Origin of the sequence: Pseudomonas inefficax (genome assembly GCF_900277125.1) — a bacterium.
In the GTDB taxonomy this organism is placed as follows: Bacteria; Pseudomonadota; Gammaproteobacteria; order Pseudomonadales; family Pseudomonadaceae; genus Aquipseudomonas; species Aquipseudomonas inefficax.
Genome location: NZ_OPYN01000075.1, coordinates 22,144 through 41,622 on the forward strand (window position 1 = coordinate 22,144; position 19,479 = coordinate 41,622).

The window sequence follows — 19,479 nt, forward strand, 5'->3', positions numbered from 1 at the left end:
GGAAGGGATCTGGTTTGGTTCGGAATCAGGAGAGTAAGCGGATGACGGATAGGCTGCGTACGGGGATGCTGTTGTTGCCCCGGCGCTACAAACGCGCCCTTCAGGTCGTAACTGACGTGCTGTTGGTTTGGTTCGCCCTGTGGCTGGCGTTTTTGGTTCGTCTTGGAATAGATGAAATCTATCACCCGCTGCGTTTGCACTACTGGTTGTTCCTAGCTGCGCCGGTCATTGCGATACCTATTTTCATTCGTTTTGGCATGTACCGCGCGGTGATGCGTTATTTCGGCAATGATGCGTTAATTGCCATCGGCAAGGCAGTATCACTATCGTCGCTGATCTTGGCCTTGGTCGTTTATTGGCACAGCAATCACACTGCAATCGTTCCTCGTTCCATTGTGTTCAATTACTGGTGGCTGAGTCTGGTATTGATTGGTGGACTACGCCTGATCATGCGTCAGTATTTCCTCGGTGATTGGTTCGCCGCCAGGCAGCATGTTCCTTTCACCAACCGTGACAATGGTTTGCCGAAAGTTGCCATCTACGGCGCTGGGGCTGCGGGGAATCAGTTAGTCGCTGCCCTGCGAATTGGTCGTATGATGCGCCCAGTTGCTTTCATCGACGATGACGAGAGTGTCGCGGATCGAGTTATTTCTGGTCTTCAGGTGTTTCGTGGCAATGATATTCAGAAAATGATCGATGCGACGGGAGCCGAGGAAATTCTTTTGGCCATCCCGTCTGCTAGTCGTGCACGTCGTCGCGAAATATTGGGGTTGCTTGAAAATTTCCCCTTGCATGTACGCAGTGTTCCTGGATTCATGGATTTGGCAAGTGGCCGAGTTAAAGTTGATGATATCCAGGAGGTCGATATTGCTGACTTGTTGGGCCGTGATGCCGTTCCGGCTCAAGAGGATTTACTTTCCCGCTGTGTTACAGGTCAAGTGGTCATGGTTACAGGGGCTGGTGGCTCAATCGGCTCTGAGTTGTGCCGTCAGATCCTCATGCTGGAGCCCAAGGCGTTGCTGCTGTTTGAGCACAGCGAATTCAACCTTTACAGTATTCATGGTGAGTTGGAGCAGCGCATCCGACGTGAGTCACTTCCTGTGCGTCTGGTACCGTTTCTTGGCTCGATCCGAAACCAGAAACACTTGATCGATACCATGACAATGTGGGGCGTGAACACTGTTTATCATGCAGCTGCCTACAAGCACGTTCCCTTGGTTGAGCACAATATCGCTGAAGGTGTTTTAAACAATGTCATTGGCACGTTGAATACGGCGCAGGCAGCGCTTCAGGCTAATGTGGCGAACTTTGTACTGATTTCAACTGATAAAGCAGTTCGGCCAACCAATGTGATGGGAAGTACTAAACGTCTGGCGGAGCTCGTCTTGCAGGCGTTGAGCAAGGAGGTCGCACCAGTATTATTTGGTGATTCCGGTAAGGTCGCCAGAGTGAATAAAACGCGCTTCACGATGGTGCGCTTTGGCAACGTTCTTGGCTCGTCGGGCTCTGTGATTCCACTTTTCCATAAGCAGATCCAAGCTGGCGGACCGTTGACGGTCACTCATCCAAAAATTACCCGTTACTTTATGACTATTCCCGAAGCCGCCCAACTGGTAATCCAGGCAGGGTCAATGGGGCTGGGCGGGGATGTATTCGTCTTGGATATGGGCGAGCCTGTAAGAATTGCGGCGTTAGCGGAGAAAATGATCCACCTGTCGGGCTTGAGCGTGAGGTCCGAAAAGAATCCCCACGGTGACATCGCTATTGAATTTACCGGACTGCGGCCAGGAGAAAAGCTATACGAGGAACTGTTGATAGGGGACAATGTGTCTCCTACCCGGCACCCGATGATTCTGACAGCAAGCGAAGATTTTTTGGTTTGGGATGTGCTCAAGGATCGCCTGACGCTACTACTTAAGGCAGTTGAAACTGAGGATTTCACAGTAGTTCGTCAGTTGCTAAGGGAGCTGGTAAGCGGTTACACCCCAGAGGGTGAGATTGTAGACTGGGTGTATCAACAGCGGTTAAGAGATATCTAACTGTGTCAGGGCTAATCGGCGTTCTTGAATTGCCGATTATGCCCTGCATCTGTGCTAATCGATGCTAAACCTGAGGGCGCGGGAATGTGCTGGCGCCCTGTCAACTTACAAACTGGGTCTGTCAGTCGGTGGCAATTCCTCCAACTGGCCCATATCCGTACCAACCATCGAAGTCGAAAAAGTAACCGAATACCGCCCAAGATCACTAAGATCTCGGCCAAAATCAACAGCTACCCCTTCAGAATTCCACTTATAAACCTCAGCCTCATAAGAAGCCCCGGACTTCAACTTCACCCAATGAGTCCCGCTAGTCGCCGGCTGCCCGAGCTTATCAGTCAGCATCTCTTTAACCAGATACAAATTATTAGCATTCCCGGTCAAAACCAACTGACTAACAGCCCCGCCATCCACCGTTGCAAACAACTTGTACCCCGGAGAAATAGGCAGATACGGCAACCCCCGCACCTCAAATCGCCCAGCTTTCTCGGTCGCAACCCGGCAAGGTTCGCTAGGGCGTAGATCCCCCGCTGCACACTCCGGCACCTGGGTCATGAAGTCCCCTTGCAGATCAACCCCCAGGAACGCACTCGGCGTCATAACCCGGTCAGCAAGCTGCGTGGACTGTGCCCAGACAGGCGCGGAAGCAAACAAGGCCGCAACAGCGACCGAAGGAAAAATAGAAGGCATGGACAATCCCTGTGAGCCCGGATGGCTTTTCCTGAGAAGGGGTCGTATTTTGCCCCGCCGTCAATGACAGAACAACAGCCAAAAGCGTGAACGGCGTCTTACCGCAACACTCCTGCAGCTTTCCCGTCTAGAATTGCGCCCAGTTATCTTTACCCGACACTCACTCGAGAAGCGTTCAACCCTATGACAATCCTGGTAACCGGCGGCGCCGGCTTCATCGGTGCGAATTTCGTGCTGGACTGGTTTAGCCAGTCAGGCGAAACCATCGTCAACCTGGACAAACTGACCTACGCCGGCAACCTGCGGAGCCTGGCTAGCCTGGAAGGTAATCCGCAACATGTCTTTGTGCATGGGGATATCGGCGATGGGCCGTTGGTGCAACGGCTGTTGGCCGAGCACCGCCCGCGCGCCGTGCTCAATTTCGCCGCCGAGTCGCATGTTGACCGTTCCATTCACGGCCCCCAGGCGTTCGTTGAAACCAATGTGGTGGGTACCTTCCAGTTGCTGGAAGCAGTGCGGGGCTACTGGCAGGGCCTGGATGAGGCAGAGCGGTCGGCGTTCCGCTTCCTGCATGTTTCCACCGACGAGGTTTATGGCTCGCTGAAAGCCGGTGAACCTGCGTTCACCGAAACCCACCAATACCAGCCAAACAGCCCGTACTCGGCCAGCAAGGCGGCCAGTGACCACTTGGTGCGTTCCTATCACCATACCTACGGCCTGCCGGTGCTCACCACCAACTGCTCCAACAACTACGGGCCGCTGCATTTCCCCGAGAAGCTGATCCCGCTGATGATCGTCAATGCCTTGGCTGGCAAGCCGCTGCCGGTGTATGGCGATGGGCAGCAGATTCGTGACTGGCTGTACGTCAAAGACCACTGCAGCGCCATCCGCCGTGTGCTGGAAGCAGGGCAGGTGGGTGAGGTTTACAACGTCGGCGGCTGGAACGAAATGCCCAACCTCGACATCGTCCACCGTGTATGTGCGCTGCTCGATGAACTTCGCCCGCGGGCTGACGGGCAGTCTTATGCCAGCCAGATCAGCTTCGTCGCCGACCGCCCAGGCCACGACCGCCGTTATGCTATCGATGCCCGCAAGCTCGAGCGCGAGCTTGGCTGGAAGCCTGCCGAAACATTCGAAACCGGCATTCGCAAGACGGTTACCTGGTACCTGGCTAACCAGGACTGGGTCAAAGGCGTAATGGACGGCAGTTATCGTGACTGGGTCGCGCAGCAGTATGGGGCTGGAAAAGTTTGAAAATCTTGCTGTTGGGGAAGAACGGACAGGTAGGTTGGGAGTTGCAACGTGCCCTCGCGCCATTGGGGGAGGTGATTGCGCTTGACCGCCAGGGCGAAGGTAGCTTGTGTGGTGATCTGAGTGACCTCGAAGGCCTGGCAGCTACAGTGCGCTCGCTAGCCCCGGATGTGATCGTCAACGCTGCGGCCTACACGGCAGTGGACAAAGCAGAGAGCGAGCCAGAGCTGGCTGCCCGGATCAATGCCGAAGCGCCGGGCGTTCTGGCGCGTGAGGCCGCCAAGCTGGGTGCATGGCTGATTCACTACTCCACAGACTACGTGTTCGATGGCAGTGGCCAGGCGCCGTGGCAAGAGGGTGCCCACACCGGTCCGTTGTCTGTCTATGGCCGTACCAAGCTCGATGGCGAACTGGCCATTCAGGCCAGCGGTGCCGCTGCCGTGGTGCTGCGTACCAGCTGGGTGTATGCTGCGCGCGGCCACAACTTTGCCAAGACCATGCTGCGTCTGGCGGCAGAGCGCGATGCGCTCAACGTGGTGGCAGACCAGTTTGGTGCCCCCACCGGCGCAGACCTGATCGCCGATGTTACCGCCCATATCCTGCACCGAGTATTCAGCGTGCAGGACGCGCGCCATTTGGCAGGCATTTACCATCTTGCCGCAGCCGGCGAAACCAGCTGGCACGGGTATGCCCAGTTCGTATTGGCGCATGCCAGCCGCAGTGGCATTGCCTTGAAGGTTACAGCTGAGCAGGTAGGCGCAATAAGTACCGAAGCTTACCCGGTGCCGGCGCCACGCCCGCGAAATTCTCGTCTGGCATTGGCTAAACTCGAAGAGGCCTTCAATCTCAAGATGCCACTTTGGCAACAAGGTGTGCAACGCATGCTGGACGAAATCCAGCGCTAGGAATTTTTATGGCACGCAAAGGACTCATTCTGGCGGGCGGCTCTGGCACTCGCCTGCACCCGGCCACATTGTCGGTATCGAAGCAACTGTTGCCGGTGTACGACAAACCGATGATCTACTACCCGCTCAGTACGCTGCTGCTGGCCGGTATTCGTGACATCCTGATCATCTCGACGCCACAGGACACGCCGCGCTTCGAACAGTTGTTGGGTGATGGTAGCCGTTGGGGCATCAACCTTTCGTATGCGGTGCAGGCTAGCCCGGACGGGTTGGCCCAGGCGTTCACCATCGGCGCAGATTTCCTCGGCAACGCCGCGTCCGCCTTGGTGCTGGGTGACAACATTTTCTATGGTCACGACTTCCAGGCGCTGCTTCTGAGCGCTGACCAGCGGCAGGCCGGGGCTTCGGTCTTTGCATATCACGTCCAGGACCCGGAGCGTTACGGGGTGGCGGAGTTCGACGGCAGCGGGCGCGTGTTGTCGATTGAGGAAAAGCCGAAGGTCCCCAAGTCCAACTATGCGGTCACCGGCCTTTATTTCTACGACAACCAGGTCGTCGACCTGGCCAGGCAACTGAAGCCTTCGGCACGGGGCGAGCTGGAAATCACCGACCTCAACAACTTGTATCTCCAGCAGCAGCAACTGCAGGTCGAGATCATGGGGCGTGGTTATGCGTGGCTGGATACCGGTACCCACGACAGCTTGCTGGATGCCAGCCAGTACATTGCCACCATGGAGCGGCGCCAGGGCCTCAAGGTCGCTTGCCCTGAAGAGATTTGCTATCGCGCGGGCTGGATCAACGCTGAACAGCTTGAGCGCCTTGCCCAGCCGTTGCTGAAAAACGGTTACGGTCAGTACCTGAAGAACCTGCTTGAAGTGAAGGTATTTTGATGCACGCTATTTCGTTGGCCATCCCTGAAGTCTTCCTGTTTACCCCAAAGGTTTTCGGTGATGAGCGTGGCTTTTTCTACGAGAGTTTCAATGCGCGCGTGTTCAATGAAGTGACTGGCTTGCAGCCAGGCTTCGTCCAGGACAACCATTCCCGCTCGGTGAAGGGCGTGCTGCGCGGGCTGCATTATCAGCTACCGCCCCACGCCCAAGGCAAGCTGGTGCGTGTGGTACAGGGTGAAGTGTTCGATGTGGCGGTGGATATCCGCCGTAGCTCACCCACTTTTGGCAAATGGGTCGGTGCGGTGTTGTCGTCGCAAAACCATAACCAGTTGTGGATTCCACCGGGTTTCGCCCACGGCTTCGTGACGTTGAGTGAGACTGCCGAGTTTGTCTACAAGACCACCGACTTCTACTCGGCCCAGAGCGAACGTTGCATTGCCTGGGATGATCAGCAAATTGCCATCGACTGGCCGATAGACTTCCAGCCCACGCTGTCTGCCAAGGACCAGCTCGGCAAGGCGCTGGCGCAGGCCGACCTGTTCGACTGACGGTACCTGCGGGGAAGGGGCGGTGAACGTGCATTGCTCTGGTGGCCTGCGTATGATGGCGAGCTGCCATGAACCGCTTGCCAAGCGCAGCGCCCCGCAGCAGTGGCTTTTGCTGTGCACGGCACTGCTGCAATTGGTGACACCGGTCGTGGCAGAAATTCGCAGCTGGGCCGGGAAAAGAAATTGTTTCAGAAAAGGGCGATTTCCATCAGCTGCAGCATTTTTATAATTAAATTCGCATAGGATATGTGATGAAGAACGCCGTTTGCCTGAGGACGCTAGATGTCGATTGATGTATCACTAGAGTCCCCGGCTCAACGCTTTGGAAGTCTGGTCAATACCTACCTGTTGCCATTGGGCTGGTTTTTCATCCTTACAGGGATGTTCTGGGCCTGGGACCGTACTACCTACCACAAGCTTTTCTACATTTTTCTTGCCCTGCCCACGCTTGGGATGTTGATCGCACAGCGTAAATGGTTCAAACCTCTCGTTTGTAACCCACTGTTCCTGGCGTTCCTGGCCTTCAGTGCCTACACCCTGTTGAGCATCGCCTGGTCCGACACGGAAAACTCCGTTGGCAGCTTGCTCAAGCGGCCACTGTACATAGCAATGTTGCTGTTCGCTGCCGGTATCATCAGCCTGCGTTCTCCAGGGCAGCTGGAGCAATGCACGCGTCTGGCAGCTATCTTCGCAGCGCTTGCGGCAGGCGTTTCACTGGCTTACTTCCTCTACCTGAACCCTTCTTTTACGGGTAGACGTTTGGTAGGTTATGGCGCGCTGTACAACCCTTTACTCACCGCCCATTTGTTTGGCGCATTCGCCGCGTTCTGGTTGGCGTCCTGGTTCCAGGCACGTAGCGCGCTCAGCCCATTGCCGCTGGTTTGCCTGGCGATCTTGGGGCTGGCGGTTCTCGCAACCGGCTCACGCACGCCATTGATTGGCCTGGCGGCTGCTTTGGGTTGGCTCCTGGTCGTTGGCGACCGCAGGCGTGGGCTCATGGCCGTTGGGATGATTGTGCTTGCGTTGATTGGCGTTGCACTGGCGTATCCCGAAGCCGTCACTCAGCGTGGTGTATCTTTCCGTCCGGCTATCTGGTTGGAATCACTGCGCCAGATCAGTGAGCATCCATGGTTAGGGCATGGTTTCGACTCACCCATGACGGTGATTATCCCGGGGCTTGGAAGAACACTTGCCGATCCGCATAACATAGAGTTAGGCGTGCTATACGCCGGAGGGATCGTAGGCTTGGCCTTGTGGATGGCGATTTACGGCGTGGCCATGTACTTCTGCTGGGCTTACCGTAAACACCCCGGTGTTACCCTTGCGGCAACCTGGCTGATCTTCGGCTTCGCCTCGGGCTTGACTGAAGGCAGTGCCTTCATGTCACGCCCGAAGGAGCATTGGTTCCTGATCTGGATCCCGATGGCCCTGGTCTATGGCCAGTCACTGGTCCACTGGAAGCGTAGCCGCGCGGCTTAAGCCCAGGCCATCCGCCACATACCGCGCAGGGTCTTCTTGTTCCAATATCTGAGCGGGATTTCCGAAAGGATCTCCCGGCTCAGTGCCTTGTCGCGGTTGGCGTACTTCAGCACCATGGAGTTACGGAACTTCATGCACACCTGCTCGTACTGCGGGTGGTCGCTGAACACGGCAAAGGTACGCAACACGTTATCCACCATGAAGCGGCCGTTCTTGAAGGTGTTGGTCGGGTGGTCACGGTACTGCGCCAGCACCTCGCCAAGCACGTCGATGAAGTAACCGGCACGTGCGATCGACAGCTCGATATACACGTCTTCCAGGCGGATATCGGCATTGAAACCGCCCACTTTTTCCAGCGCCTCGCGGCGCAGCATCAATGTGGCTGCCATGGGGCCAGGCTTGCGGTCGAGGAACAGGTCGTCGAAGTCCAGGCGGCGGAAGGGCAGGTTACGGTTGCGCTGCTCGCGGGCGCCCATCACCTTGCCATCCTGGTCGATGGTTTCGATGTTGGCCGAGCAGATGCCCACTTCAGGCTTGCCGTTCATGTACTGCACCTGGGTGGCGATACGGTGCGGCAGCATGATGTCGTCGGAGCCGAAAGGCACGATCAGGTCGCCCTTGGCGCGAGCGATCGCGTCGTTGAGGGTGCGTGCCAGGCCTTGGTTGGCCTGGAAGCGCAGGTCGAAGCCGTACTGCTCCTGAAGGCGCTTGAGCACTGCAGGGCTGTCGTCCTTGGAGCCGTCATCGATCACCAGAAGCTCGATGTTCTTGTAGGTCTGGTTGATGACGCTGGTGATGCTTGCTTCGATGTAGCGCGCGTGGTTGTACGACGCGATTATCACTGTCACCAACGGAGTGTCAGTAACCTCGTGACTCTCAGAACTCATGTGAAATCCCTAGCTTTGATCCGTTTGTATGAAGCTTTTGTGCAGGCTACCTGCTTGCTCTTTTCTGAATTGATGGCAATTCAGTGGCTCTGGCAGGTATTTCCCATTCTAAAGGAAGGGGCATCTCAGGGATACGGTAGGCACGGCGCAGGTCACCTAGCCTTCTACATCTGGCCAGACCGACTCAGGCGAACTGGGTAGCGATGGCGCTCTACCAACGACTTTCGAGTACACCGCGGGTGAAGATCTCGCGGCGCTTCAGGCGCCCGATTTCCTCATGCTTGGCAAGCGCGTACACCCGGTTGAAGGCAGCACGTTGCACATCAGGGAAGTACTCGGCCAGTGCGCATTCAACCGCAGCATCGTAGGCCGCTTCGGTTATGTAGCGGTAAATTTCCCGGTAGTAGAAAAAGCCGAACTGAAAGCCCAGGGTTTCGCTGAAGAAGTTGCTCGGCTCGGAGAAGCTGTTCTCCAGGTCGATGGCCTGTGCTTTGCCTTGTTGCGGGAGCATCACGTTGGCGGCCCACAGGTCCATGTGGGTGACCCCTCTGGAGTGCAGGGCATGCAACAGTTCGAAGGCGGCCTCGATTACCTGGTGCACCGCTTCGGGCGCCCTGCGGACTCTTGCCAACCCGTCCTCGTGGCCACTGAGCAATTCGGTGATAAGAATGAAGTCCTGCATCAGGCCGAACCTGGAACGGCTGTAACCGTAGCCAACCAGCCTTGGCACCCGTGCACCGCGGCGGCCTGCTTCGCGCGTATTGATCAGTTCCTCGAGAGACCAGTCGTACATGCCGTTGCGCTTGGGCCTTCCGCGTTGCATGCGCAGTTTCTTTTTCAGCGAGTCGAGTTTTTCGCGCTTGGTGAACAACTGGCTCTGCACGCAAGCGAGCGGGGCGCTGACCCGCTTGGCGCTGGCGCTTTGCTCGATCAACTGTTCCAGGGCTTGTCGGGTGTGAGGGGCAATGGGGCCCTGAAGGTGCAGGGTAGTGTCGCGATAGCGCAGGGTATGAGGATATTCGTCTTGCCAGATCTGGGTGTCGCCGACCACGCTTCGTCCTTGTAATATCAAAAAGCCACATCGCAATGGATCCAATCTTACAGATTTTTCACATTTTTCCTACAATTTATTGACGGTCGCTAACTTGATCGTATGGTATGGGGCGGCATCGGCGGCCCCTCTGGCTCAAGCCCTTGGCGCCTTTTCCGCACTCTGCGCAACGGCAAAATCTGCAAGCGCCTGCACGATCCGCCCACACGCCTTCCCATCGCCATACGGGTTATGCGCCACACTCATCTCCCGATAAGCCCCCTCATCCGTCAGCAACCTGGCCAGTTCCCCCGTAATGGAACCAACCTCCGTACCCACCAGCTTCACCGTCCCCGCCGCCACCGCCTCTGGCCGCTCCGTGGTATCGCGCATCACCAGCACCGGTTTGCCCAGTGCCGGCGCTTCCTCCTGGATGCCCCCCGAGTCGGTCAAAATTACGTACGCACGGCTCATCAGGTACACGAACGGCAGGTAATCCAGCGGTTCGATGAGGTGGATATTCCCCACATCCGCCAGCAGTCGGTTCACCGGCTCGCGTACGTTGGGGTTGAGGTGCACGGGGTACAGCACATCCACATCGGGGAACTGGCGCGCCGTCTGTACCAGCGCCTGGCAGATGCGTTCGAAGCCACCGCCAAAGTTCTCGCGGCGGTGGCCTGTTACCAGCACCATGCGGCGGTTGGCAGCCAGGTAATCGAACTGGCGCTCGAACTGCGCCCTCAACGCCGGGCTCTGCAGTTTGTGCACCACCTCCAGCAGGGCGTCGATCACGGTGTTACCGGTGGTGAAAATGCTCGTCGGGTCGGTGCCTTCCCTTAGCAGGTTGTCACGCGAGGTGGCGGTGGGGGCGAAGTGCAGGGCGGCCAGGGTGCCGGTCAGGCGCCGGTTGCCTTCCTCTGGCCAGGGTGAATACAGGTTGTTGGTGCGCAGGCCGGCTTCTACGTGGGCGATGGGGATTTGCTGGTAATAGGCCGCCAGGCTGGTGGCAAACGTGGTCGCGGTGTCGCCATGCACCAGCACCACATCGGGCTTGAATGCGGCCAGTACCGGCTGGATACCCTGCAAGATGCCCGTGGTCACGCCGGTCAGGTCCTGGCCGGGTTTCATGATGTTCAAGTCGTAATCGGGGGTGATGCCGAACAGTTCCAGCACCTGGTCGAGCATTTGCCGGTGCTGGCCGGTGACGCACACGCGGGACTCGAAGCGGGCGTCCTGGGCTAGGTGCAGGGCAAGGGGGGCCATTTTGATGGCTTCGGGACGGGTGCCGAATACTGTGAGGGTCTTGAGGGGCACGGCGGTGATCCTCTTGCTGAACGGGGCAGTACGGGTGGGCCGAAGGGGCTGGTAGGCGCGCGAAAGGCTGGCCTGCTGGACGGGCTGGATGCGAGGGCAAGCGGCGGGTAGGTGGAGGCATGCGGCTTGGGTCCTTCAAGCAAACGGCAGTCCATTGCTCAAAAATCTAGCAGTTGCTTCCTGTGATGCCAGTTGGAGAGGGGTGTTTACCTGGCTGGAGATTGCTGTTGTTCGTGCTCAGGCCTTGTTCACCGGGGGGTGTAGGAATGTGGGCGGGTTTGGCTGTGAATGCGGCATCGGACCAACGGGTATTCGGCTACAGGCCATGGTGCATGGCGCCAATGTTCGCGGGCCTGGGTGGCGGCGGGGGAAGGCCGATGTTTTTTGGGTTGGCGAAGTTGGCTGGGTGATTGATCGATTTGGTTACCATTCGCCGATGATGGTGGCTGTTTCGGTGTGGGGTTTGCCGCTAGGGTTGATTGCGCGGCCGAAGGAAAACGGCTGCTGGAAAATGACCAACCCAGGAGTGTTCACCATGCGTAACAACGTTCTGTCGTACTTGCTGTTGCCGCTGTTCGCCAGCCTGTCCTTTTCCCTTAGCGCTGCCCCGGCCAGCACCACGGCGGTGGCCGAGCCGGTGCCGGTGGTAACCCAGCAGCAGGGCCAGCAGCCGCAGCGGCTGGATTTGAACACGGCTGATGCGCTTACTTTGCAGAAGGAGCTGAACGGAATAGGCAAGGCCAAGGCCGAGGCCATAGTGGCCTACCGGGAGGCCAATGGGCCGTTTGCTTCGGTGGATGAGCTGCTGGAGATCAAGGGGATTGGTAATGCGTTGCTGGAGCGTAACCGGGACAAAGTGATGGTGGAGTAAGGGGGGAAGGGGCTGGGGTTTGTGTCCTGGCCCTGACTTTCATGAAGTAGACGCTTCAATTGGCTGGTTGACGCGTTCCCTGTGGGAGCGGCCTTGCGTCGCGAAAGGGCTGCATGGCAGCCCCAGCTATTCCTGCAGTGCCACTGAAACCCGGGGGCCGCTTTGCGGCCCTTTCGCGACGCAAGGCCGCTCCCACATGGACCGTATCAGCCGGTCAGATTGTGCCAGCGCCGGCAGGCGCGCTAGCGGTCCTGCGCATCCTTGGCATCCGCTTCGGCATTGCGCTCATGCACCTTGCGCAGCTGTTCTTCGGTCAGTGGCAGTTTTTTTGCCGTATCGCGCAGCAGCATCAGCCCGCCGACGATCGAGCCGAGGGCTATGATGAGTATCAGCCAGGCATACCAGGGCATTGTCGTTCTCCTTTGCTGGTGATGGGCAGCGCTTGTACAAATGTTGAGCAATTGCCCGTTCCGTTGGTTCAATTATAGGAGCCAGCCACTGCCGGGCCAATTCCGTGACCCGCGGGCCCCAAAGCCTGTGCCACATCGTTTACAATGCGCGCCGTTTTCGACTTGCCAAGAGACCCTGCCATGTCCGCCTGCCAGACGCCCCTGATCGTCGCCCTGGATTTCCCTACCCGTGAGGCCGCCCTGAAGCTGGCTGACCAGCTTGACCCTGCGCTGTGCCGGGTGAAGGTTGGCAAGGAGCTGTTCACCAGCAGCGCTTCGGGCATTGTCGAAACCCTGTGCGACAAGGGCTTCGAAGTGTTCCTGGACCTCAAGTTCCACGACATCCCCAATACCACCGCCATGGCGGTGAAGGCTGCGGCCGAGATGGGTGTGTGGATGGTGAACGTGCATTGCTCCGGTGGCCTGCGCATGATGGCGGCCTGCCGCGAAGAGCTGGCCAAGCGCAGCGGCCCGCAGCCGTTGCTGATTGGCGTGACCGTGCTGACCAGCATGGAGCGTGAAGACCTGGCCGGTATCGGCCTGGATGTCGACCCGCAAGAGCAGGTGCTGCGCCTGGCCGCGCTGGCCGAGAAGGCTGGCATGGACGGTTTGGTGTGCTCGGCGCTGGAAGCCCCGGCGCTGAAGGCTGCGCACCCGTCGCTGCAGCTGGTGACCCCGGGCATTCGCCCGGCGGGTAGTGCGCAGGATGACCAGCGCCGTATCCTCACACCGCGCCAGGCACTGGATGCTGGTTCGGACTACCTGGTGATCGGCCGCCCGATCAGCCAGGCCGCCAACCCGGCGCAAGCGCTGGCTGCGGTAGTCGCTGAAATACGCGGCTGAACCTGACCAATGAAAAGGGCTGCGAATGCAGCCCTTTTTCATTTTTGTGGCGTGATATCAGCCCTGAGCTGTCGACCAGTCGATCCAGCCGAACTGCCAGGTAGCCAGAATCAATAAACCGAAGACGATGCGATACCAGGCGAACGTCGCGTAGCTGTGGTTGGCGATGAACTTGAGCAGTGCACGCACGGCGATCATGGCGAAGATGAACGAGGTTACGAAGCCGATGGCAAACACCGGCAGGTCGCCAGGCTGGAACAGGTCGCGGTACTTGTAGCCCGAATATACCGCCGCACCGACCATGGTCGGCATCGCCAGAAAGAACGAGAATTCGGTCGCCGCCTTGCGCGACAGGCCGAACAGCAGGCCGCCGATAATGGTCGAGCCGGAGCGCGAAGTGCCCGGGATCATCGCCAGGCACTGGACGAAGCCGATCTTCAAGGCATGGGTCCAGCGCATGTCATCGACATGGTCGACCGCCACACGGTGGGTACGGCGTTCGGCCCAGAGCATGATCACCCCGCCAACCACCAGGGCCGTTGCCACGGTGATCGGGTTGAACAGGTAGTGGTGAATCAGGTCGGCGAACAGCACGCCCAGCACCACCGCCGGCAGGAACGCCAACAGCAGGTTGCCAGTGAAGCGCCGTGCCGTGGGCTGGCTGCTCAGGCCGAACACTACTTCCAGGATCTTGCCGCGAAACTCCCACACTACCGCCAGGATCGCTGCCAGTTGGATGATGATGTTGAATGCAATCGCGCGTTCACCGCCGAAATCGATCAAATCGGCAACGATGATCTGGTGCCCGGTACTGGAGATTGGTAGAAACTCCGTGAGCCCTTCAACCACTCCCAGGATGAGTGCCTGGAAGGCAGTCCATAAATCCATTGATCCCCCGTTAGAGCCGTGCTGCTTGCCAGGCCCATGCTCTTGATTTAGCTGTGATTGCCGGTTGAGGCAGCGAAGATGTTGGTGCGGGGCGGATGCTACCAGAGCGACGTTGCGAAGACTTGTGTGGGGTTGTAACGGTGTGGAAGCGCCTGCTGTACCGGCCGCTTCCACAAGGGGCTGCGTTGCCCTGTCAGTGCAGCTTGTTCCTGGCTAGCAGGTGACAGGAGTACGCCTCAGGGGCCGTAGTACCTGTTAGATCGAGCGCCGCGCGGGCGGCGCTCGATCTAACAGGCGCTGCAAAACCCAAGGCAGGCACCTGAAAGCCCAATCACAATCCTCAATCAAACCTTCAACACCAACTTGCCAAAGTTCTCCCCACTGAACAGCTTCAGCAAAGTCTCGGGGAAGGTCTCCAGCCCTTCCACCACATCTTCCTTGCTCTTCACCTGCCCGCTGGCCAGCCACCCGGCAATCTCCAGCGCGGCCTTCCCGTAGTCCTTGGTGTAATCCATCACCACAAAGCCTTCCATGCGCGCGCGGTTCACCAGCAGCGACAGGTAGTTGGCCGGGCCTTTCACCGCTTCCTTGTTGTTGTATTGGCTGATGGCGCCGCAAATCACGATGCGTGCCTTGAAGTTGATGCGGGTCAGCACGGCATCGAGGATGTCGCCGCCGACGTTGTCGAAGTACACGTCTACGCCTTTGGGGCATTCGCGCTTCAGGCCGGCCAGCACATCCTCAGCCTTGTAGTCGATAACCCCGTCAAAGCCCAGTTCGTCCTTCAGGTACTGGCACTTCTCGGCACCGCCGGCAATGCCGACCACGCGGCAGCCTTTGATCTTGGCAATCTGCCCGACAATGCTGCCCACCGCGCCGGCTGCGCCAGAAATGACCACGGTATCACCGGCCTTGGGCTGGCCAACGTCCAGCAGGGCGAAGTAGGCGGTCATGCCAGTCATGCCCAGCGCCGACAGATAGCGGGGCAGGGGCGCCAGGTTGGGGTCGATCTTGTGCAGGCCCTGGGGTTCGCCAGTGAAATAGTCCTGCACGCCAAGTGCACCGCTTACATGGTCGCCCGGCTTGTAGGCGGGGTGGTTGGAGGCGACAACCTCGCCAACACCCAGCGCGCGCATCACTTGGCCCAGGGCCACGGGCGGGATGTAGGACTTGCCTTCGTTCATCCAGCCGCGCATGGCCGGGTCCAGCGACAGGTACAGGTTGCGCACCAGCACCTGGCCCTCGCCAGGTTGTTCGGCGGGCACGGTCTCGAAGCTGAAGTCGTCACGGCGCACGGCGCCGACCGGGCGTTTGGCGAGCAGAAAGCGGCGGTTGGTGTTGGTCATGGCGGGTCCTTGGGGCAGTGGAGGAGGGAGGCGTCAAATCTACCCTGTTGATGTAGGCAGGTCCTTAACATCACTGACAAGCATGGTAGCCCAACCGGTGGGGTTATGATGCTGCCCGGCCGGGTGGTGGCTGACTATGCTCTGAACCCCACCAAGCAGCCTTTGGAGCACGCGATGAGCATGACCTTTTCCGGCCAGGTAGCCCTGGTCACCGGCGGCGCTGCCGGCATCGGCCGGGCGACCGCCCTGGCTTTCGCCCGGGAGGGCTTGAAGGTGGTGGTGGCCGACCTCGACCTGGCCGGTGGCGAGGCCACTGTGGCACTGATCCACGCGGCGGGCGGGGAGGCGCTGTTCATTGCCTGCGACGTTACCCGTGATGCCGAAGTGCGCCAACTGCACGAGCGCCTGATCGCTGCCTATGGCCGGCTGGATTATGCCTACAACAACGCAGGTATAGAGATCGAGCAGGGTCGCCTGGCCGAGGGCAGCGAGGCGGAGTTCGATGCCATCATGGGCGTCAACGTGAAGGGTGTTTGGCTGTGCATGAAGTACCAGCTGCCGTTGCTGTTGGCCCAGGGCGGTGGGGCCATCGTCAATACCGCCTCGGTGGCGGGCTTGGGTGCGGCGCCGAAGATGAGTATCTACAGCGCCTCCAAGCACGCGGTGATCGGCCTGACCAAGTCGGCGGCCATCGAGTACGCCAAGAAGGGCATCCGGGTGAATGCGGTGTGCCCGGCGGTGATCGACACCGACATGTTCCGCCGCGCCTATGAGGCCGACCCACGCAAGGCCGAATTTGCCGCTGCCATGCATCCGGTGGGGCGCATTGGCACGGTCGAGGAAATTGCCAGTGCCGTGCTGTACTTGTGCAGTGACGGCGCGGCGTTTACTACCGGGCATTGCCTGACAGTGGATGGTGGGGCTACGGCGATCTGATCTGATATCGGTGTGGCCTTCTTCGCGGGTACTCCGCTGGCCTCAGGGCTGGTGAGTTCCCTGTGGGAGCGGGCAAGCCCGCGAAGAGGCCCTGGCAGACCACAATGCCAGCCCAACCACCAAACACCCCACCACCAGCACCCCACCAAACACCAGCAACGCCAACCGCGACCCCAGCCGGTCACTCAACAATCCGGTAAAGATTACCGGCAGGCTGAACCCCAGGTACGCCAGTAGAAAGAACCCGGCACTGGCCCGTGTCTTCTCGCTGCCGGCCAGCTGGTTCACCGCCGCCAGCCCGCCCAGGTAGATAAACCCGTAGCACGCGCTGCTGGCCGCCACCGCACCCAGCAATACCGCGCCCAACTGGCCGCTGTCCGCGCCCCAGGCCAGCACGGCATAGCTGCACGGCAATATCACCAGCCCCAGCAAGGTGGCCGTACGGCTGCTGAGGCGCCGTGCGATGGGCTGGAACAACAACCCGCAGCTGATCACGCAAAAGGTCGAAAACCCCGACCAGGCGCTAAGCCCATGCTGGCGCAGGACGCCGGGCAGCAGGGCGATCACAAGCCCCACGCAGGCCCACGCCAGCAAAATAGCCAGGCCAAAGGCCACGCTGCCACGCGGGTAGCAGGGCAGGCGCAGCATGGGGCTGCGTTGTGCCGGGCGTGGGTCGGGCAGGCGCCATGCCAGCAGCATGGCAAGCGTCGCCAGCAGCAGTTGCAGGTGGAAGCTGCCCGGGGTCAGGCTGGGGCCGCGCAACAGGAACAGGCTGGTCAGTGCCGCGCCCAGGCCAAAGCCCAGCGAGGTGCTGGCAGTGACCCAGTTGGCGGCGCGGGTGTTGTCCGCGCCGCCCATCAGTTCACCCATGTAGGCGGTGGCCGTGGCCGAAGCCAGGCCGGTACCCAGCCCGAGGAACAGCCGCGCCAGGCCCAGGGTTTGCAGGCTGGGTGCCAGCAGCATCAGCACGGTGGCGACCATCGACAGGGCCAGCGCGGCAAGTACCAATGGCCTGCGCCCGACCCGGTCGGCCAGCCCGCCCAGGGCCAGCAGCACGGGTAGCACGCCGAGCACGTAGCCGGAGAAGGCCACTGCGGTGGCGGCGGCGCCTTGGCCGGAAAGGTCGGCGTAGGTGATGTATAGCGGGGCCTGCAGGTTGACGGCCAGGGTGATCAGGCAGAGGGCGAAGGCCAGGCGGGCCGGGGCGGAGGGCATGGTAGGGGTCCTGGTTCTGTAGTGTCTGTACCGGCCCTTTCGCGGGTGAACCCGCTCCCACAGGTACTGCACCGCTCTCGGGTTGGGTGCGATCCCTGTGGGAGCGGGTTCACCCGCGAAAGGGCCGGGCCTGCCCACTCTGATGCCAGCCCATTCCCCTCACCAGACACACCTACAGCCCTTTTATGCTTAACTGTTCGCTCAAAACCAGCGAACACTTGCCCATGCACCTGCCCCTGGATCGCACCAGCACCACCCCGCTGGTACAGCAACTCACCGACCACCTGCAAACCTGGATCGACCAGCAACGCCTGCGCCCCGGCGCGCGCCTGCCGTCGATCCGGGCCTTGGCACGCAGCCAGGGGGTAAGTGCGTCGTGTGTGATCGAAGCCTACGACCGCCTGGTCGCCAGCGGCTGGCTGGAGGCCCGCCACGGCACCGGCTTTTTCGTCGCCGAGCGCAAACCCGGCCTGGCCGTGGAAGACGCCCAACCTTGGGGCGAGGCCGGCGACGGCAGCTGGCGGCAGTTCCGCGAGGGCCATGACGAGTTGCTCAAGCTGGGCTGTGGCTGGTTGCCCAGCAGCTGGCGCGCCGCCACCGGGCTGGCCCAGGCAGTGCGCCAGGTCAGCCGCGGCAACCCACAGGACCTGTTCGACTACTGCCCACCCCTGGGCCTGGCCAGCCTGCGCCAGCAGCTGCACAAGCGCCTGGCGCAGCTGGGCATCGCCGCCGGGCCCGAACGTATCCTCACCACCTATGGCGCCAGCCACGGCCTCGACCTGCTGGTGCGCACCCTGTTGCGCCCGGGCGACACGGTGCTGGTAGAAAACCCCGGCTACTACAACCTGTACAACCTGCTTCGCCAGCACCAGGTGCGCATGCTGCCGGTGCCACGCACCGTCGAGGGGCCGTGCCTGGCCACCCTCGAAGCCCTGCTGGCGGCGCACAAGCCGCGCTGCCTGTTCATCAACAGCCTGTACCACAACCCCACCGGCACCAGCTTGACGCCCAAGGTGGCCTACCGCCTGCTGGAGCTGGCCCGCGAGCACGATCTGCGCATCATTGAGGACGATATCTACGCCGACTTCCAGGAAGGCCCGGCCACCCGCCTGGCCACCCTCGACAGCGAGCAGCGGGTAATCTACATGGCCAGTTTCTCGAAAACCCTCAGCAGCTCGCTGCGGGTCGGCTACCTGGTCGCCGACCCGGCATTGCTGGCGCGCCTGGCCGAATTGAAGATGGTCAGCGGCATCGGCACCTCGCGCTTTGCCGAGCAGGTGGTGGGGCAGATGCTGGCCAACGGCAGCTACCGCAAGAGCGTGCAGCGCCTGCGTGTGCGCCTGGGGCAGCACATGGCCAGGCTGCTCGGCCAGCTGGAACAGGCGGGCTGGCAGGTGTTCTGCGAGCCCTACGGCGGCATGTTCGTCTGGGCCTGCGTGCCAGGCCGGGATTTCGCCAGCCTGGAGCGCCTGGCCCTGGAACACGATGTGCTGCTCACCCCCGGCAGCGCCTTCGATTACCAGGGCACGGCCAGCGCCTGGCTGCGCATCAATGTCGCCTACGGGCAGGACTCCCGCGCCCAGGCCTTCCTTCAGCACGCAGGGCGACCTCTGCCAATCTGATAGCGACACGCTCATAGCTATTTGACACCATTCTGACGCCAGGCCCTTGTTCATCGGCTGGCAACGTTGCCACCCTTGGCCTTCGGATAACCTCGCACGCAGAAGGGGAATCGGCATGGGCGCGAGCAAGCACGGTGTGCTGGCCAACCTGGGCATGGCCCGCAAACTTGGCCTGGGCTTTGCCCTGGTGCTGGTGCTGACCCTGGCGGTGGCGGCCATTGGCATTGCCGCGCTACACAGCGTTGGCCAGCGCTTCGACAGTTTGCGCCAGTTGGCCCA

At 60.3% G+C, this 19,479-nt stretch carries 18 protein-coding genes; 10 read left to right on the top strand and 8 right to left on the bottom strand.

The window, feature by feature from the left end:
* Positions 1-41 precede the first annotated feature (41 nt).
* Positions 42-2,039 (top strand): polysaccharide biosynthesis protein, encoded by a 1,998-nt coding sequence (locus tag JV551A3_RS09840; RefSeq protein ID WP_133970677.1) that lies wholly within the window; start codon positions 42-44, stop codon positions 2,037-2,039.
* 105 nt (positions 2,040-2,144) lie between these two features.
* Here JV551A3_RS09840 and JV551A3_RS09845 read toward each other — a convergent pair whose 3' ends face one another.
* Positions 2,145-2,726 (bottom strand): hypothetical protein, encoded by a 582-nt coding sequence (locus tag JV551A3_RS09845; protein ID WP_133970678.1) that lies wholly within the window; start codon positions 2,724-2,726, stop codon positions 2,145-2,147.
* Between the two features lie 183 nt (positions 2,727-2,909).
* On the opposite strand from JV551A3_RS09845, the gene rfbB reads away from it, so the two are divergent.
* From rfbB to JV551A3_RS09875, 5 genes are all read left to right on the top strand, one after another.
* Entirely contained in the window at positions 2,910-3,980 is a 1,071-nt protein-coding gene (gene rfbB, locus JV551A3_RS09850; protein ID WP_133970679.1) for a dTDP-glucose 4,6-dehydratase, read from the top strand.
* Positions 3,977-4,882 carry a dTDP-4-dehydrorhamnose reductase gene (gene rfbD, locus JV551A3_RS09855; protein ID WP_133970680.1) on the top strand — a complete coding sequence of 302 codons (906 nt, stop codon included), beginning with the start codon at positions 3,977-3,979 and terminating at the stop codon, positions 4,880-4,882. The genes rfbB and rfbD overlap by 4 nt, the downstream gene beginning before the upstream one ends.
* 8 nt (positions 4,883-4,890) lie before the next feature.
* Positions 4,891-5,772, top strand: coding sequence for a glucose-1-phosphate thymidylyltransferase RfbA (gene rfbA / locus JV551A3_RS09860; protein WP_133970681.1), 882 nt, complete (start codon positions 4,891-4,893; stop codon positions 5,770-5,772).
* A complete protein-coding gene (rfbC, locus tag JV551A3_RS09865) occupies positions 5,772-6,320 on the top strand; it encodes a dTDP-4-dehydrorhamnose 3,5-epimerase (protein WP_112251811.1) in 549 nt (182 codons plus the stop codon). Before rfbA ends, rfbC begins: the two co-directional genes overlap by 1 nt.
* Before the next feature lie 282 nt (positions 6,321-6,602).
* Positions 6,603-7,799, top strand: a complete 1,197-nt coding sequence (locus JV551A3_RS09875; RefSeq protein ID WP_133970682.1) for an O-antigen ligase family protein — start codon at positions 6,603-6,605, stop codon at positions 7,797-7,799.
* On the opposite strand, the gene JV551A3_RS09880 is transcribed toward JV551A3_RS09875, so the two are convergent.
* The 3 genes from JV551A3_RS09880 to wecB form a co-directional block, all read right to left on the bottom strand.
* Positions 7,796-8,686 carry a glycosyltransferase family 2 protein gene (locus JV551A3_RS09880; protein ID WP_133970683.1) on the bottom strand — a complete coding sequence of 297 codons (891 nt, stop codon included), beginning with the start codon at positions 8,684-8,686 and terminating at the stop codon, positions 7,796-7,798. The two genes, JV551A3_RS09875 and JV551A3_RS09880, sit on opposite strands and share 4 nt — an antisense overlap.
* Positions 8,687-8,897: 211 nt before the next feature.
* On the bottom strand, positions 8,898-9,737 hold the full coding sequence (locus JV551A3_RS09885; protein WP_133970684.1) for a lipopolysaccharide kinase InaA family protein: 840 nt from the start codon (positions 9,735-9,737) through the stop codon (positions 8,898-8,900).
* 135 nt (positions 9,738-9,872) lie between these two features.
* Positions 9,873-11,030 carry a non-hydrolyzing UDP-N-acetylglucosamine 2-epimerase gene (wecB, locus tag JV551A3_RS09890; RefSeq protein WP_133970685.1) on the bottom strand — a complete coding sequence of 386 codons (1,158 nt, stop codon included), beginning with the start codon at positions 11,028-11,030 and terminating at the stop codon, positions 9,873-9,875.
* 535 nt (positions 11,031-11,565) lie between these two features.
* Here wecB and JV551A3_RS09895 point away from each other — a divergent pair.
* Positions 11,566-11,901 carry a ComEA family DNA-binding protein gene (locus JV551A3_RS09895; RefSeq protein ID WP_133970686.1) on the top strand — a complete coding sequence of 112 codons (336 nt, stop codon included), beginning with the start codon at positions 11,566-11,568 and terminating at the stop codon, positions 11,899-11,901.
* A 242-nt stretch (positions 11,902-12,143) separates the two neighbouring features.
* Here JV551A3_RS09895 and JV551A3_RS09900 read toward each other — a convergent pair whose 3' ends face one another.
* On the bottom strand, positions 12,144-12,311 hold the full coding sequence (locus JV551A3_RS09900; RefSeq protein WP_010952850.1) for a DUF2897 family protein: 168 nt from the start codon (positions 12,309-12,311) through the stop codon (positions 12,144-12,146).
* Positions 12,312-12,491: 180 nt separating this feature from the next.
* On the opposite strand from JV551A3_RS09900, the gene pyrF reads away from it, so the two are divergent.
* Entirely contained in the window at positions 12,492-13,193 is a 702-nt protein-coding gene (pyrF, locus tag JV551A3_RS09905; protein WP_021783074.1) for an orotidine-5'-phosphate decarboxylase, read from the top strand.
* Between the two features lie 57 nt (positions 13,194-13,250).
* Here pyrF and JV551A3_RS09910 read toward each other — a convergent pair whose 3' ends face one another.
* Positions 13,251-14,081 (bottom strand): undecaprenyl-diphosphate phosphatase, encoded by an 831-nt coding sequence (locus tag JV551A3_RS09910; RefSeq protein ID WP_133970687.1) that lies wholly within the window; start codon positions 14,079-14,081, stop codon positions 13,251-13,253.
* A 344-nt stretch (positions 14,082-14,425) separates the two neighbouring features.
* Entirely contained in the window at positions 14,426-15,427 is a 1,002-nt protein-coding gene (locus JV551A3_RS09915) for an NADP-dependent oxidoreductase (protein WP_112251817.1), read from the bottom strand.
* Positions 15,428-15,601: 174 nt separating this feature from the next.
* Between JV551A3_RS09915 and JV551A3_RS09920 the strand changes: the two genes are divergently transcribed.
* Positions 15,602-16,363 carry an SDR family oxidoreductase gene (locus tag JV551A3_RS09920; protein WP_133970763.1) on the top strand — a complete coding sequence of 254 codons (762 nt, stop codon included), beginning with the start codon at positions 15,602-15,604 and terminating at the stop codon, positions 16,361-16,363.
* A gap of 42 nt (positions 16,364-16,405) precedes the next feature.
* Here JV551A3_RS09920 and JV551A3_RS09925 read toward each other — a convergent pair whose 3' ends face one another.
* A complete protein-coding gene (locus JV551A3_RS09925; protein ID WP_133970688.1) occupies positions 16,406-17,578 on the bottom strand; it encodes an MFS transporter in 1,173 nt (390 codons plus the stop codon).
* Positions 17,579-17,802: 224 nt separating this feature from the next.
* Here JV551A3_RS09925 and JV551A3_RS09930 point away from each other — a divergent pair, with 224 nt between their 5' ends.
* Positions 17,803-19,200: an aminotransferase-like domain-containing protein gene (locus tag JV551A3_RS09930; RefSeq protein WP_133970689.1), complete on the top strand. Its 1,398-nt coding sequence runs from the start codon at positions 17,803-17,805 to the stop codon at positions 19,198-19,200.
* The last annotated feature ends 279 nt before the right edge of the window (positions 19,201-19,479 follow it).

Coding starts and splice junctions, on each gene's coding strand:
- JV551A3_RS09900 (WP_010952850.1), bottom strand. CDS start 12,311: ATGCCCTGGTATGCCTGGCTGATACTCATCATAGCCCTCGGCTCGATC.
- JV551A3_RS09930 (WP_133970689.1), top strand. CDS start 17,803: ATGCACCTGCCCCTGGATCGCACCAGCACCACCCCGCTGGTACAGCAA.
- JV551A3_RS09910 (WP_133970687.1), bottom strand. CDS start 14,081: ATGGATTTATGGACTGCCTTCCAGGCACTCATCCTGGGAGTGGTTGAA.
- JV551A3_RS09915 (WP_112251817.1), bottom strand. CDS start 15,427: ATGACCAACACCAACCGCCGCTTTCTGCTCGCCAAACGCCCGGTCGGC.
- JV551A3_RS09920 (WP_133970763.1), top strand. CDS start 15,602: ATGAGCATGACCTTTTCCGGCCAGGTAGCCCTGGTCACCGGCGGCGCT.
- JV551A3_RS09895 (WP_133970686.1), top strand. CDS start 11,566: ATGCGTAACAACGTTCTGTCGTACTTGCTGTTGCCGCTGTTCGCCAGC.
- rfbB (WP_133970679.1), top strand. CDS start 2,910: ATGACAATCCTGGTAACCGGCGGCGCCGGCTTCATCGGTGCGAATTTC.
- JV551A3_RS09840 (WP_133970677.1), top strand. CDS start 42: ATGACGGATAGGCTGCGTACGGGGATGCTGTTGTTGCCCCGGCGCTAC.
- rfbA (WP_133970681.1), top strand. CDS start 4,891: ATGGCACGCAAAGGACTCATTCTGGCGGGCGGCTCTGGCACTCGCCTG.
- JV551A3_RS09925 (WP_133970688.1), bottom strand. CDS start 17,578: ATGCCCTCCGCCCCGGCCCGCCTGGCCTTCGCCCTCTGCCTGATCACC.
- JV551A3_RS09845 (WP_133970678.1), bottom strand. CDS start 2,726: ATGCCTTCTATTTTTCCTTCGGTCGCTGTTGCGGCCTTGTTTGCTTCC.
- rfbC (WP_112251811.1), top strand. CDS start 5,772: ATGCACGCTATTTCGTTGGCCATCCCTGAAGTCTTCCTGTTTACCCCA.
- JV551A3_RS09880 (WP_133970683.1), bottom strand. CDS start 8,686: ATGAGTTCTGAGAGTCACGAGGTTACTGACACTCCGTTGGTGACAGTG.
- JV551A3_RS09875 (WP_133970682.1), top strand. CDS start 6,603: ATGTCGATTGATGTATCACTAGAGTCCCCGGCTCAACGCTTTGGAAGT.
- pyrF (WP_021783074.1), top strand. CDS start 12,492: ATGTCCGCCTGCCAGACGCCCCTGATCGTCGCCCTGGATTTCCCTACC.